This window comes from Streptomyces sp. JNUCC 64 (genome assembly GCF_054484115.1).
Genome location: NZ_CM137015.1, coordinates 1,065,808 through 1,079,405 on the forward strand (window position 1 = coordinate 1,065,808; position 13,598 = coordinate 1,079,405).

At 68.9% G+C, this 13,598-nt stretch carries 12 protein-coding genes and 1 pseudogene; 10 read left to right on the forward strand and 3 right to left on the reverse strand.

The window, feature by feature from the left end:
- Positions 1-342 precede the first annotated feature (342 nt).
- Both ACVWNX_RS04110 and ACVWNX_RS04115 read right to left on the reverse strand, forming a co-directional pair.
- Entirely contained in the window at positions 343-1,050 is a 708-nt protein-coding gene (locus ACVWNX_RS04110; RefSeq protein WP_454412487.1) for a transposase, read from the reverse strand.
- Positions 1,047-1,244, reverse strand: a pseudogene (locus tag ACVWNX_RS04115) (IS5/IS1182 family transposase); the annotation flags it as partial. The pseudogene ACVWNX_RS04115 and the gene ACVWNX_RS04110, both read right to left, overlap by 4 nt.
- A 520-nt stretch (positions 1,245-1,764) precedes the next feature.
- Between ACVWNX_RS04115 and ACVWNX_RS04120 the strand changes: the two are divergent.
- Positions 1,765-3,018 (forward strand): PucR family transcriptional regulator, encoded by a 1,254-nt coding sequence (locus ACVWNX_RS04120; RefSeq protein ID WP_454412488.1) that lies wholly within the window; start codon positions 1,765-1,767, stop codon positions 3,016-3,018.
- 2 nt (positions 3,019-3,020) lie between these two features.
- Here ACVWNX_RS04120 and ACVWNX_RS04125 read toward each other — a convergent pair whose 3' ends face one another.
- A complete protein-coding gene (locus tag ACVWNX_RS04125; RefSeq protein ID WP_454412489.1) occupies positions 3,021-3,188 on the reverse strand; it encodes a hypothetical protein in 168 nt (55 codons plus the stop codon).
- Positions 3,189-3,432: 244 nt separating this feature from the next.
- On the opposite strand from ACVWNX_RS04125, the gene ACVWNX_RS04130 reads away from it, so the two are divergent.
- The 9 genes from ACVWNX_RS04130 (at position 3,433) to ACVWNX_RS04170 (ending at position 13,557) form a co-directional block, all read left to right on the forward strand.
- Complete coding sequence (locus tag ACVWNX_RS04130) at positions 3,433-3,864, forward strand: VOC family protein (protein ID WP_454412490.1); 432 nt, start codon at positions 3,433-3,435, stop codon at positions 3,862-3,864.
- Positions 3,861-5,966, forward strand: coding sequence for a PfkB family carbohydrate kinase (locus tag ACVWNX_RS04135; RefSeq protein ID WP_454412491.1), 2,106 nt, complete (start codon positions 3,861-3,863; stop codon positions 5,964-5,966). The genes ACVWNX_RS04130 and ACVWNX_RS04135 overlap by 4 nt, the downstream gene beginning before the upstream one ends.
- 5 nt (positions 5,967-5,971) lie before the next feature.
- The gene (locus tag ACVWNX_RS04140; protein WP_454412492.1) at positions 5,972-6,970 is read left to right on the forward strand and encodes an NAD-dependent epimerase/dehydratase family protein; all 999 of its coding nucleotides are present in this window, start codon (positions 5,972-5,974) and stop codon (positions 6,968-6,970) included.
- Complete coding sequence (locus tag ACVWNX_RS04145) at positions 6,967-7,536, forward strand: GNAT family N-acetyltransferase (RefSeq protein WP_454412493.1); 570 nt, start codon at positions 6,967-6,969, stop codon at positions 7,534-7,536. The genes ACVWNX_RS04140 and ACVWNX_RS04145 overlap by 4 nt, the downstream gene beginning before the upstream one ends.
- Positions 7,537-7,563: 27 nt before the next feature.
- Positions 7,564-8,574, forward strand: coding sequence for a glycosyltransferase family 9 protein (locus ACVWNX_RS04150; RefSeq protein WP_454412494.1), 1,011 nt, complete (start codon positions 7,564-7,566; stop codon positions 8,572-8,574).
- Positions 8,571-9,617, forward strand: coding sequence for a GNAT family N-acetyltransferase (locus tag ACVWNX_RS04155; protein ID WP_454412495.1), 1,047 nt, complete (start codon positions 8,571-8,573; stop codon positions 9,615-9,617). Before ACVWNX_RS04150 ends, ACVWNX_RS04155 begins: the two co-directional genes overlap by 4 nt.
- A gap of 67 nt (positions 9,618-9,684) precedes the next feature.
- A complete protein-coding gene (locus ACVWNX_RS04160; protein WP_454412496.1) occupies positions 9,685-10,932 on the forward strand; it encodes a DegT/DnrJ/EryC1/StrS family aminotransferase in 1,248 nt (415 codons plus the stop codon).
- A gap of 244 nt (positions 10,933-11,176) precedes the next feature.
- A complete protein-coding gene (locus ACVWNX_RS04165; RefSeq protein WP_454412497.1) occupies positions 11,177-12,025 on the forward strand; it encodes a GNAT family N-acetyltransferase in 849 nt (282 codons plus the stop codon).
- A 104-nt stretch (positions 12,026-12,129) separates the two neighbouring features.
- Positions 12,130-13,557: an FAD-dependent oxidoreductase gene (locus ACVWNX_RS04170; protein ID WP_454412498.1), complete on the forward strand. Its 1,428-nt coding sequence runs from the start codon at positions 12,130-12,132 to the stop codon at positions 13,555-13,557.
- Positions 13,558-13,598: the final 41 nt, after the last annotated feature.

Here is a 13,598-nt window from a genome sequence, read left to right on the forward strand (position 1 = left end):
CGTGATCACCAACGGTGCCGTCGATCGCACCGTCCACGGCTGGATCGCCGACGAGCAGAGCCGCTCGACCGGGAGTCCCCCGCCCACATCCTCCGCAAGATCGCCGGGCACGACTCCCCCCTCACCACCCAGCGCCGCCTTCCACCCCGACACGTCCCAGATCACCAGCTCCGGCCATGCCCTCACCGCCCACCTCATGCATCGTGCACCACCGCGCGTAGCGTGTGGTCCCCAACTGGTCCCCAGGATCACCGTCCTGGCGACGAGGCGTGCTCTGTCATCTCTGGTCCTCGCAGGGTGGAGAAGGCGGATTGACCGGCGGACTGATGCTCCTATTGGGTGTCAAGCGGCGGTGAGCCAGTCGCGGTAGGTGATGGCGAGGTTGTCGTCTCGGCGGATTCCGCGTTCGAGGGTGGAGATCGTGGCGGGCCGGACTCCCAAGTGGCGGGCCGCCGCGGTGAGGGTGATGTTCTTCGACTGCCGCAGGGGTCGCAGGTCGGCGATGCCTGGGATGGTGACCGTGGTGGTCAGACAGCGGAAGACCTCCCGGGCGATGGCCCGTTCCAGCAACCGGATGATCTCCTTCTCGGTTCGGCCGGCGGCGGTCTGTCGTGCCACGTAGTCGCGGGTGCGGGGAACGCTGGACATGCGGACCAGAGCGATGCGGTAGAGGGCGGCGTCGGCGGCCCAGTCGCCGCCTCGTGAGAGGCGGTGCCGCCTCGTGCGGCCGCTGGAGGCGGGGACGGGGGCGGCTCCGCAGAAGGCGGCGAAGGACGCCTCGGTCCGCAGGCGTTCGGGATTGCCTCCGGCTGTGACCAGCAGTTGGGCGGCGGTGTCGGGGCCGACGCCGTAGGCGGCCCGCAGTCCGGGGTTGTGGGCGGTGACCTCGCTGTCGAGGGCCCGGGTCAGGGCCTGGTGTTCGACGGTGAGTTGCTTGACGCGCCGGGCGAGGCTCTTCAGTGAGGTGAGGACCGCTGTGTGGACCGGGCGTTCACGAAGGCCAGGGCCGCGGCGCGTCCGGCGGCGGTGGTAGCGAACCCGGTGTCTCACGTGGTGCGTTCCGCGAGCTTCTTGTAGCAGGTCAGGGTGGCGGCGAGACCGAGGAAGGCAAGGACGTGCGAGCCCTTTCGTTCGTATCGGACGGTGAGGCGGCGGTAGCCGAAGAGCCAGGCGATCGACCGCTCGATCTTGCAGCGGTGCCGGCCGAGGCGTTCGCCGGACTCGGTGCCGGGCCGTGCGAGGCGCGCGACAAGCCCGCGCTCGCGCAGCCAGGCCCGGTGTTCCGCTCGGCGGTGGCGAGCCCGACCCGGGCGGTTCACTGCGAAGCAACGGAACCCCGGCTGTGTTCTGGTCGTCATCACAGGTGTCGGTCCTCTCCAGCAGCTGGGCCCGGCAGCCGCATAACAAGGAACCTCTGATGAAGCATGTACTGCCAGGTGGGCTCGATGCCTCTCGCATCGGTTGGGTTCCCTGGCCCCGACGGGATTCTCCACGATGAACGGGGCTTCGATGCCATCGGGTTGAACAGCTCCATTCCATGTGCGCAGGCCCTCGAAGACACCAGCGAGCCATCAATTACGGGCGCGTCGGCCGATGGCTTCATGGTGCCGAGATTCGGTCTCTTCTTGCATTCCGAATCTCGTTTCGCATTCCGGTGGCAGTCAGGCGTTTTCGAGAACTCCGAGCGCGAGCCGGGACGACCCCGAGATGCGGCCGTGTGGGGAACTCTATGTTCTATCGTAGACCCAAGAAAGGAATGTGCGCATGGCAGACGCATTTGCCAGCGATGATGCGGCCGTTGACGACGGTCTTGCAAAGATCGTCACAGGCATGCTGGAGCGGGTCGACGACCTCGGCGACTCCCTGGCCGAGCTGATCGATTCGGCAGCTGGCGAGCACCGCCTTCCGTTGGAGGATCTGCACGCTTCCTGCCGCGCCGAATTGCGCAATGTGCTGCGAGCGTTAGCCGGTGAGGCTCCGCTGTACACCACCATCGGCGCCAGTACCGGGCGCAGGCTCGCCCAGAAGGACATGCCGGAGGCCGTCGTGGTGACCGGCTACCGCATGGGCTTCCGTCATATCTGGGAACTGCTGATAGCCGAGGCCGAGGCTACCGGCCTGGTGGACGACAAGGGCCTGGTCGCGGCGGCGTCCTCGATCTGGCGCTTCCAGGACATCATGATCGAGTCCGCGGTGTCCGGCTACCGCGCGGCCGCTACCGCGCGGATACGGACAGCCGCGCAGGAGCATTCGGCTCTGCTGGACGCCCTGCTGACCAATCGAAGCCTTGATCTCGGCATGTTGCAGGCGACCTTGGATGTGCTGCGCATGCCGCGGTACGGATGGTTCGCGGTACTGGTGGCGGAGCTGCCTTCGGCCGGCCCTCCCGCCCTCGCGCGGACCGAGGAGGCGCTGCGGCGGTCCGGGTTCCACTCGGTCTGGCACCTTCAGACGGACGCCCAGGTCGGCATCATCCAGCTCGGCCGACCCGGGCAGCTTGAGGAACTCGCCGAACTACTGGAGGGCGCGGTGACCCGCCGGGCCGGCCTCAGCCCGGTCTACGAGGACCTGTACCTCACCGGTGCTCACCGGTGGTACGCCAGGGCCGCGATGCAGAGCAGGGGCGCGGGCGGACGTTCGGTGACCGTGTTCGACGACCACCTGGTGGCGGTCGCCGCAGCGGCGGTACCCGAGATCGGCCAGCGTCTGGCCGGCCACGTCTTCGGCCCTCTGGACGAGCTGCCGCAGGCGGAGCGCAAGGTGTTGATAGACGCGCTGGAGACCTGGATCGACTGCGGCGGCTCCGTCGAGGAAACCGCCAAACGCATGTACTGCCACCCCAATACCGTGCGCCTGCGCCTGCGCCGCATCCGCAAGCACACCGGCCGTTCCCCCGCCGATCCGAAGGACGTCGCCGAACTCTGCCTCGCGCTCTACGCGCTCAGGCAGAAGCCCGCGGCGACCGACCCCGCCCGCCGGGGGACAGCGCTCGCGGCCTCCCTGCACAGAGGTCGCTGACCTCATACCGAGGTGCCGTGAGCGACCGCGGCGAGCGGCTTCCGGCGCGTCGCGGTGCGACGGGCCGAGCCCTTGAGCGCGCGGCCGTCGACGACGGTAGCGCGACCGTCGGACCCGGAGGGCGGCAGCGCCCGGTCGGGTTCGGTGGCGGCACCCTGCCGGTCGGCCAAGCGGGCGCCGACCATCCGAATTCGGCGCCTGGATCGTCTTCGACGATGAGCCCGGACGACGTTGTGAAAAGCACACCGGCGGCGGAGCAGGACAGTGCCTCTTCACATTGACTGAAAAGACCGCAGCGACGAACCTTGTATTCAAGTCACCGCGCCCGGATCAGTCGGCTCCCGCCCCTTCCTCAAAATCGGATGCGGCCGTACCACGTGGCGGAAACGATGTCACTTCTCAAGGAGAATCAGTTTGGGCAGCGAATCGCAGGGCCGTGTGCGCGCAGCTACCTCGGTCACTGCCTTAGACCACATCAGGCTGGATGTATTAGACATTGACATCGCCGAACGGTTTTATGTCGACGCACTCGGGCTCACCGGCGTCGTGCGCTACGATCTGACCGACCGGGTCATTTCACAGATGGCGCCGGACGGCAGGCCAGCAGGTGTAGAACTCTGGCAGGAACGAGATCTCGCGCCGAACCCGCACCCTACTCAGCACATCGCGTTTCGCGTCGCCGATGTTCCGGTGTTGGTAGAACATATTCGCGCACTCGGATACCGGGTCATCACCGAGCCATATCGAATCCATCAAGAGACGGTGGCATTCGTGGCCGACCCCGATGGTCACACTATTGAACTCAACGACTTCCTAGGACGCCCGACAGGAGGAGAATCGGTATGACGGCCGGGAGTACGACCACTACGGATTACCTGAACCGGCTCATTTCTTCCCTGCGAGGGCTCGATGTGTCCCGGGTCTCGGACTGGGGATCACGGCTGGCCGAACTGGCCGACAACGGTCAGCGTCTGCTGGTGGCCGGCAACGGCGGGTCCGCGGCGCAGGCCCAGCATCTGACAGCCGAGCTGGTGGGCCGATTCCAGACGGAACGCCCGCCGATCTCCGCGTTGGCGCTGCATGCCGAGACATCCTCAGTCACCGCGATCAGCAACGACTACGGCTACGAGCAGGTCTTCGCCCGGCAAGTCCGGGCACACGCGCGGCCGGGCGACATCGTGCTGCTCATGTCCGGCTCCGGCCGCAGTGCCAATCTGCTGCGTGCCGCGGAGGCCGCACGCGAGGTCGGCGCGGTGACGTGGGCGCTGACGGGACCCGCGCCCAATCCACTGGTCACGCTGGTGGACGAAGCGGTGACCGTGACGGCGCAGGCGACATCCACGGCGCAGGAATGCCACCTCGTGGTGATCCACCTGATGTGCGCGGCCATGGACGACGCCATCGCCGCCAAGGGCTCCACCACCGCAGACGCCGTGGGTTCCCACCCGTCCGCGCCGCTCTCTTCGTTGGCCGCCTCCTCGCCGTCGGAGCCGGTCGGGGAGGGCCGACCGGCTGCGGCACCCGGAGTCCGCACGAACCTGGTGGTGGTCGGCGATGCGTTCCTCGACCGCGACCACACCGGCCGGGTGGAGCGGGTCGCCTCCGATGAACCGGCCCTGGTCGTGAGCGGTGGCACCACGCGCATGCGCCCCGGCGGTGCCGCACTGGCGGCCGTCATGAGCGCGAGACAGGGGCACGCGGTCACCCTCGTCACCGCGTTGGGAGAGGACGCGGTGGGCGACCAATTGCGCACGCTGCTGGACGAAGCGCGAGTCGAGGTGGTCGATCTCGGGCTGGACGGCCCGACTGCGGTGAAGACGCGGATACGCGCCGCCGCGCGCACCCTGATGATGCTGGACGAGCACGATGTCTGCCCACCGATCGGGCGGGAGAGCGACACAGCGTTACCCGCGGCACGGCGCGCACTGACGGCTGCCGACGCCGTCCTGGTGTCCGACTACGGTCGAGGCGTCACCGCGCACACCGGCCTGCGTGACCTCCTCGCCGAGGCCGCTCGGCGCTCTCCGCTGGTCTGGGACCCGCATCCGCGCGGCGCGGTTCCGGTCGCCCATACCGCCGTCGTGACGCCGAACAGCCGGGAAGCCCGGATCATCGCCTCCCGACCGGGCAGCGGCGCGTTGTCGGACGACGTCGAGGCGGCACGCGCGGTAGGGCGCGTGTGGGGGCCGGTCCAGGTGGTGCTCACCCGGCAGGAGCACGGGGCCGTCCTGCTCTCCGACGCGGATCTGCCGCCGCTGGTCGTGCCCGCGAAGGCTGCCGCGGGAGGGAAGGCCGACGCCTGCGGTGCTGGCGACTTCTTCGCCGGTCACCTCGCCGCCATGCTGGCCTGCGGTCAGTTGCCCAGCGAGGCGGTGGCATCGGCGGTGCGGGCGGCGTCGGAGTACGTCGCGGCGGGTGGCCCCGGGTCCTTGGCCCACCGGCCCGACAACGGCTCACCGACGACCGGGCCCTCGGGGGCCGGGCGCACGGCGGCAGCGCGCGGGGCCGTCGAGCTCGCCGAGGCGGTCCGGGCCAGGGGCGGCACCGTGGTTGCCGCGGGCGGGTGCTTCGACCTCTTGCACGTCGGGCACATCCGGCTGCTCGAACAGGCGCGCCAACTGGGTGACTGCCTGATCGTCTGTCTGAACAGCGACGACTCGATGTCCCGGCTGAAAGGCCCGTCGCGCCCCGTCGTACCGGCGGCGCAGCGCTCTCTCGTGCTCGAAGCACTCGCTTCCGTGGACAGCGTGCTGGTGTTCGACGAGGACACGCCCGAGGAGGCCATACGCGCGCTGCGACCCTCGATCTGGGTCAAGGGCGGCGACTACTCGGGGATAGGGATTCCCGAGAGCAAGCTGGTCGATTCGCTGGGCGGACGAACCGTGGTCGTACCGTTCGTCGCCGGCTGGTCGACGTCGTCGCTGATCGAGTCGGCGCGGACCCGGTGACCGGCATGAGTCAGCGGAGCGTGCTGGTCACGGGAGCTGCCGGGTTCATCGGCCGACACGTGGCGCGGGCCTGTCTGGAAGCCGGATACCAGGTCACCGCGGTAGACCTCGCCACGCCGCCCTGCGACCTCCGCCGGGACACCACCTTCCACACCGGTTCGTTCGACGATCCCGCGATCCTTCAGGCGGTGGCCGCAGGCCAGTTCACCGCGGTGGTGCACCTCGGCGCGATCAGCAGCACCGTCGAGGAGGACTGGCAGGCGCTGGAGCGAACGAACGTCACCGGACCCGCGGCACTGGCGGAGCGCTGCGAGCGAAGCGGCACGCGGTTCGTCTACGCGTCCTCGTTCAGCGTCTACGGTGGGATCACCGGTCGGCGGGCACTGCCGGAGACCGCACTGGGCTCCCCCGCGTGCTCCGGCCCGCTGAACGCCTACGCCCAGTCGAAGACCTTGTTCGACACGCACATGACCACGCGGTCCGGCGTCCACGGAGGACCGGGATGGGCGGGCCTGCGGTTCACCAACGTCTTCGGCGCCGGGGAACTGCACAAGGAGTCGATGGCCTCCATCATCGGCCAGCTCCTCCTCGCCACCGCGCGGCAGGAACCGCTCACGGTCTTCGCCGACACGTTGGAGGCGTGCCGGGACTACGTTCCCGTCGCCACGGTCGCGCAGACGTGCGTCCTGATGGCTGATCCCGCGGCGCCCTCCGGCATCTACAACCTCGGATCGGGCCATGCGGTCAGCTTCGCCGAGTTGCTCCACTGGTGTTCGGACTTCGCGGAGACACCACTGAACGTGCGGTTGGTCCCGAACCCCCACATCGGCCGGTACCAATACTGGACCTGCGCCGACATGTCCGCTCTGGACAGGGCGCTCCCGGCACGGCCCCGTCCGGGTCTGGACGACCTGCGCAACGCCGCCCATGAGTTGTACCTGCATTTCGAGAACACAGGAAAGCACGCTGAAATCGCGGTCGCCCCGAGCATGGAGATCAAGTGAGCATTGACACGGTCGTGGTGGGCAGGGATCAACTGGACCTGCTCATCCCCCTGATCGTCGAGCATCAGCGCGCCTGCGGAAGAGAGGTCGACCTCGCCATCACCCGCGCCTTCTTCGAGGGTGTCGTCGGAAATGATGCGAGTTTCCAGATCATCGCGATCGAAGAGGGCGCCGCTGTGGGATGCGTGATGGTCGATCCCATTCCGAACCTCCAGTTCGCGGACAATGTGGCGTACGTGCACGACGTGTACGTAACAGAGCCCCTCCGTGGTTTCCGAGGCATTGGACCGATTCTGATGGCCGCGGCGTTCGTGGAGGCGATGCGGCGGGGCTACGAGTACGCCGAAGGCGAGACCGAACCCGATAACACTCCCGCGCGGAAACTCTACGACCGCTTGGCGAAGAAAATGGGAGTCGGCTGCAAGGACGTGGGCTCGGTGCGCTACCTCCTGGATCTTCGCCCCGGCATCGAGCGCGCGCGGAACGAGCCCGAGTACCTGGACCGGCTCGCCAGCCCCCGGCTCCTGAGCCGCTTGAGCGCCCCGCCGGAAGCCGACGGACACTGACCAAGAAGGGCGCAAATGCCTACTGCAATGGTCTTCATCAACGAAGGCGTGGGCAACGGGATCATCACGGCGCCACTCCTGGCGGCGCTGGAGCGAAGCCGCCCGGGGCAGCGCTACTTTATGGCACCGAATATCGCACTTGAGGCGGAATGGGTGCGCTCGGCGGTCGGTATGCAGGGGTCTTCCGGGACGTTCCCGGCACTGTGGCGACGATTCTCACCGATTGATCGGGAGGAACTGTGGAATTTCATCGACCGCAATGACGTAGACCTAGTCGTCAATCTCAGGATGGAGTTCGCCGAAGAGGACGGAAATTACTTCGATTTCCGTTCCGAGGCAACGAAGAGGGGGGTCGAGTGCTGGGACCTGCATGAATTGGGCGGGCCTCAGCGGCTGCCCTTCGGTGAACAGGCCGCCCGTCTTCTGCGCGCACACGATGTCCCCGTCGACCTGAACCGCCCGGCCTGGCTCGCCGACCGGCGGCAGGCACGTCCAGGACTGGCGGGTTGCTATGTCGGTGCCAGTGCCGCGGTCAAGCGCTGGCCGACGGAGGACTGGTCGACTCTGATCGCGCAGCTGGGCGACCAGGGTCTAAAGGTCGAGATCGCGGTCGGCCTGGCAGCGGACGAACAGGTGCTGGCACATCGGCTGTCGTCGGAGCCGGGTGTCACCAAGACCGCCCATCTGCACTCGCTGGAAGCCCTCCGCGACTGGATCGCCGGGCTGGACGTGCTGGTCAGCAACGACACGCTGGCCGTACACCTGGCGGCCGCGCTGGGGTGCCCGGTGGTCACGCTGTACCTGGCGACCGACGGCGACATCTGGTCACCGGCGGCACCGCCTGACGTCTCGCGGGTCGTGCAGAGCGCCCTCGCGCTGTCGTGTTCCCACATGAAGCCGAACGGCACCTGCCGGCTCTACTACACCGGGTGCCCGGCCCCGTGCGCGGCCGGTGTGACCCCGGCTGACGTGCTGATCGAACTGAACCAATTGGAATGGAGCAGGCGGCAATTCAGCCGCCAGGAGGTGGTCGAATGACCCGGCGACGCGCTATCGCAGTACTCGGTGGCCGACCCGGCAACGCGGGAGCCGATGTCCTCCTGCTCGCGGAGAAGATCGGCGAAGAGCTCGCCAAGCGCGGCTACGGCGTGGTGAGCGGCGGAGAGGGCGGCGTGGCGGCCGCGACCAACAAGGGCTGCCAGGCGGTCGGCGGCGACACACTCGCGTTGCTGAAGTGGAACCGTCTGTCCGACGCCGAGGAGGGGACCACCTGGGCCCTGCCCACGTCCATGGACCTGGCCCGGAGCAACATCCTCAACTGGTGCGGCGACGGCATGATCGCGTTCGAGGGCCGTTACGGCACGCTCACCGAGATCGGTCTCGCCCTGGACACGGGACGCCCGCTGCTGGTCCTGGGCGACCACCCGTTCCTCAACCCCGCGGCGTTCGAGGCGCCCACCTGTCGCGTCGTGCCGAATCCGCGCCCGGAGGACGCCGCCGAACTGGTCGACCTGCTCGAAAAGCTGATCGAGGCAAGCGAGCAGGCATCCGTGCGGCCCGGTGCCGCCGTCGTCGAGGACGACCAGCTCGACGAGAGCGGCATCGGGTTGCGACGCGCGATACCGGGAGACCTCGAACTGTTCCGCCGGACCTTCGGCGACGCCGACGTCCTGGCGTGGCGGGCGCTGGAACCGACCGACGGGGTGCTCAGCCGATTCCAGCACGAGCGCTGCCTCGTGGTGCTGGAGCGGAATCGCCCCGTCGGCTTCCTGGAGTACCGCACGGCGACCGATCCGGACTTCGAACGCATCGAAATCGAGGCGGTGGTGGTGTCCGACCCGGCCGACCGGGGCCGGTCGATCGGGACCCGGGCACTCAAGTTGTTCGCCGGATCGGTCTTCGCGGCCGGTCGGCACCGGGTCACCGCGGCGCCCAACGCCGACAACGGGGCCGCTGTGCGATGCCTGGAGAAGGCGGGCTTCCAGCAGGTCGGCCAGATGCGGTCCTACGAACGCCACCACGGTGCATGGCGGGACGCGCTGCTGATGGATCTGCTCCCGAGCGACCTGGCAGACAGGTAGTCCAGGCCCCGGGGACCGCAGTCGGGCACGCATCACAGGACAGCACTAGACGAGATTGAGGAACACCATGGCCGGACCAGGACTTTCCCGCATCGGCCCCGAAGAAGAGGCCGAGCTGTTGGACGTCGTACGCGAGCGAGAGCTCAGCCGGTACCGCTTCGACGACCACGACGGCTCCGCGCTGCCCTCGAAGGTTTCGCGTTTCGAGCAGGAGTTCCGCGCCTTGACCGGCGCGCGCCACTGCCTGGGCATGAACAGCTGCACCAGCGCGCTGTACGCCGGGCTGCTCGCCGCGGGCGTCGGTCCGGGTGACGAGGTGATCGTGCCGGGCTACACCTTCATCGCCTCTATCGCCGCGGTCGTGCATACGGGAGCCGAGCCGGTACTCGCCGAGATCGACGAATCCCTGCTGCTCGATCCGGCGGACGTGGCCACGAGAATCACGTCGCGCACGAAGGCGGTGCTCGCCGTGCACATGCTCGGAGCGCCGTGCGACCTCGACGCCCTGGATGCCCTCACACGTGAGCACGGACTGCTGCTCGTGGAGGACTGCGCACAGGCCGGTGGCGGCACCTACCGCGGTCGGCACCTCGGGACGTTCGGCCGATTCGGCGCGTTCAGCCTCAATGTCTTCAAGACCTTCACAGCGGGGGACGGCGGTGTGCTGCTCACCGGGGACGACGAGCTGTACGAGACCGCGTTCGCCCTGCACGATCACGGCGCCGCGCCGCTGCGGCTGGGCGTCACCGACGGGCCGCCGCTGTTCGGTCTGAATCTCCGGATGCACGAGCTGACCGGCGCGTTCGCGCTCGCTCAGGTGCGCAAGGTGCCGGACATCCTGCGGACGCTGCGTGCCAACCGGGACAAGTTCGTGCACGCGATCGGCGACCTACCCGGGGTGACGCCCCGCCCTCTGCACGACCGGGAGGGCGATTGCGCCACGGTGCAGGCGTACACGTTCACCTCCGCGGCCCTGGCCGAGGAGGTGGCAACGCGCCTGGGCACGATCACCCTGAGCCGGTCGGGCAAACACCACTACGCCAACATGTCCCAATTGCAGCCAGACCCACTGGCCGCGACGGCGCCCGGCACCCGCCGACCGGACCGCGCCGTCACACGGCGCTGCTATCCGCTGGGCAGCCTGCCGCGCACTGACGACCTGCTCAACCGCACCATTGCGTTGAGCGTCGGGGTGGTCGACTCCTACCTCGGCAGCGGAGTGGGCATCGACGCGACCGCCGACGACGAGGCGATCGGGGCAGCGGCGCGGCTGTTCAGGTCCACCGTCGAGGACGCGGCCAAGGCAGTGTCATGAGGGGGGAACGGGATGCTGACGCCGCACGCGAAGCGGCCGCGACGGCCTTGCCGCCGACCTCAGCCCCGCACGCGTCACCCTGGAAGGAAAGCACCGGGTGAGCACGGTTGGGTTCGCATACGGTGCTCAGGCGGCAACGGAGTTCCTGGACGCGCACCGGCTCTCGGCGCGTACGCCGTTCCAGACGTGCGGCTGGTGGCGAGCGTGGATACGTGAGGCGGCGGAGAGCGAAGGCGCGACCCCGGTGCTGGTACACACGATGAGTCCCGACCGGCCCGCCTTGGTGGTCGGACTGCAGTTGCACCAGGACGGGGGCACCGCGCTCCTGCGCCCCTTGTCCTGGCCGTGGGCCGACTACCACGAGGTCGCGGAGGCGGGTGACACGTCGCACCTCGGCGCCGAGCCCGACATCGAAGGGGTGGCCGAGGCCATCGACCGGTGCCAGCGGGAGTTCGGCGCCCGGCTGGAACTGTGCAACCTGATCGCTGACGGACCGCTGCTGCGCGCCGTGTCCGAACTAGGCGCCGTGCTCCAGCCGTCGGACACGGTCTTCCGACTCGACCTCACCGATCCCGACGTCGTCCGACGCGTCAGCGAGCGGCGCGGCATACAGCGCAAGCGCCGCCGGATCGAGCGACTCGGCAAGCTCCGGCTGACCTGCGCGGACAGCCCGGAGCGGGTCGCCGCCCGCCTGCCGGCCTTCATCGACCTGCATGCGCGGCAGTGGCGTGATCGGCCTGACGTGGTGGCGCCGTTCGACGGCGACGTGGTCGACAGGACCTACGCAGCCGTCGCCGCCGAGCCGTCCAGCGCCGCGCGATTGCACGAGTTGTGGCTGGACGGGACCCTGCTCGCCGGATGGTTCGGCTTCTGGCACGACCGGACGTACTACACCTACCGCGCGGCCTACGACGCCGGCCACGCTCGCGACTCGCCCGGGCACCTGCTGACAGCCGCGATGGTCTCCGCGCTCGCGGCCCAAGGGGCGGACACCTTCGACCTGACGCGCGGCGACTACGCGTACAAGCGCGAACTGCCCAGCAGCCGCGCGCTCACCATGTCGGCGAGCCTGGAGCGGCCATGCAGGGTGTGACCCGTTGCGGTCGCCCCGGGCATCAGGGAACAGCCTCTCCACCCATGACGAAAACACATCAGACGACACACAACCGTGGGGTGCCAATGGGACCGTTGGTCGACGTGGAGACACTCGTGGTCGGGGCGGGAATGGCCGGCCTCGCGACGGCGGCAGAGCTCGGCCGCCGAGGCCGGGATTCGGTGGCCGTGCTGGAGGCCGGCCCTGAACGAGGCCGCACCCATATCCAGAGCGAGTATTCCTCGGCAGAAGCCCTCCGACTCTGGTTGCGCCCGGACACCGACCCTGACTTCAGCCGTCCGTATGAGACCGTCGGCGGGGCTTTCCGGGACTTGGCCGGCCTGCGTCGCCGGGTCGGTGGCCGCTCGCTCTACTGGGGTGGCGTACTGCTGCCCATCGAGGACTGGGCCCTCTCCGAGAAGTGGCCGGAGGCGATCGCCACCGAACTGACGCAGACCTGGGACGGCGGGCCGTCGCTGTACCAGCGGGTTATCGACGACGTGGTCGATTGGGGTGCCAAGCCTCCCGGAGGACCCAGGCTGACCCTTGGTGAACTGGAGTTCGACCGCACGCCGCACGCCACCCGTGAGGAACCCGCCGGCGGGTGGAGCGCGTTCAGCCCGCTGGCGTGGTGGGGGGAGGGCGACGACGGCGACCCGAGGGTGCGCCGGGTGCCGATCCTCGCCGGCCATGAGGTTCTGGGGGTCCGTGTCGAACACGGCAGGGCGATCGGCGTGCAGGTACGCACCGAGGACGGCGAGCTGCGCGACCTGCGCGCGAAGCGGGTGGTCCTGGCGGCCGGCACGGTGGTGAACAGCCGGCTGGCGATCCAGGCCCTGGCGGACTCGGGGACCGGCGCACCGCGGGAACTGCCGGGACTCGTGGACAAGATCTCACAGGGGTTCACGGTCGCCTTCACCGATGCCGAACGGCTTCCCGATACCGTCCGGGCGGCTGCTCGTGAGGGCCGCGTCCACCATCGCATCGGTACCGCCAGTACCCGGGCCAACCAGTTCGTGCGATTCAGCGAGAGCGCGGACGGCACGGTCACCTTGGACAGCTGGACCATGGGCGAGCAGCGCCGCGGCCCGCACGGCCGGGTGCGGTGCGGCGGCAGCGGCGCATGGCCCTGGTCGACGACGGTGCACGCGGGACTCGACGCGGCCGACGAGGAGGTGCGCGTCAGCCAGCAGCGCCTGCTCGACGAAGTGTGGGCGGAAGTGGCGAGCCCGCTCGGAGTTCCGGCCGACCCCCTTGTGTTCTCTCCGCGGCACGGTTCGCCGGACCTCGCCGACCGGCTGACAGCGATCCGTACCGCGACGCCACGTACCTACAGCTTCCCGATCGGTTCCGAGCAACACGAGGCCGGCACCTTGGCCCTCGGCGAGGTCCTCGACGACGAACAGCAGTTCACCGCCGTACCGGGTCTGTACGCGTGCGGTCCGTCGGTGATGCCACGCACCGGAGCGGCGAACCCGTCGATGACGACGCTCGCGCTGAGCAAGCGGTTGGGAGCGGTCCTCGCCCGGTGACGGGCAGCAGCAGACACCAAGGAGGCGGGGAGTCCCCGATG

What these genes read in the sequence shown, in the direction of transcription:
- ACVWNX_RS04120 (WP_454412488.1), top strand. Translation starts at nt 1,765, where the DNA reads ATGGCAGACGCATTTGCCAGCGATGATGCGGCCGTTGACGACGGTCTT.
- ACVWNX_RS04135 (WP_454412491.1), top strand. Translation starts at nt 3,861, where the DNA reads ATGACGGCCGGGAGTACGACCACTACGGATTACCTGAACCGGCTCATT.
- ACVWNX_RS04140 (WP_454412492.1), top strand. Translation starts at nt 5,972, where the DNA reads ATGAGTCAGCGGAGCGTGCTGGTCACGGGAGCTGCCGGGTTCATCGGC.
- ACVWNX_RS04150 (WP_454412494.1), top strand. Translation starts at nt 7,564, where the DNA reads ATGGTCTTCATCAACGAAGGCGTGGGCAACGGGATCATCACGGCGCCA.
- ACVWNX_RS04155 (WP_454412495.1), top strand. Translation starts at nt 8,571, where the DNA reads ATGACCCGGCGACGCGCTATCGCAGTACTCGGTGGCCGACCCGGCAAC.
- ACVWNX_RS04160 (WP_454412496.1), top strand. Translation starts at nt 9,685, where the DNA reads ATGGCCGGACCAGGACTTTCCCGCATCGGCCCCGAAGAAGAGGCCGAG.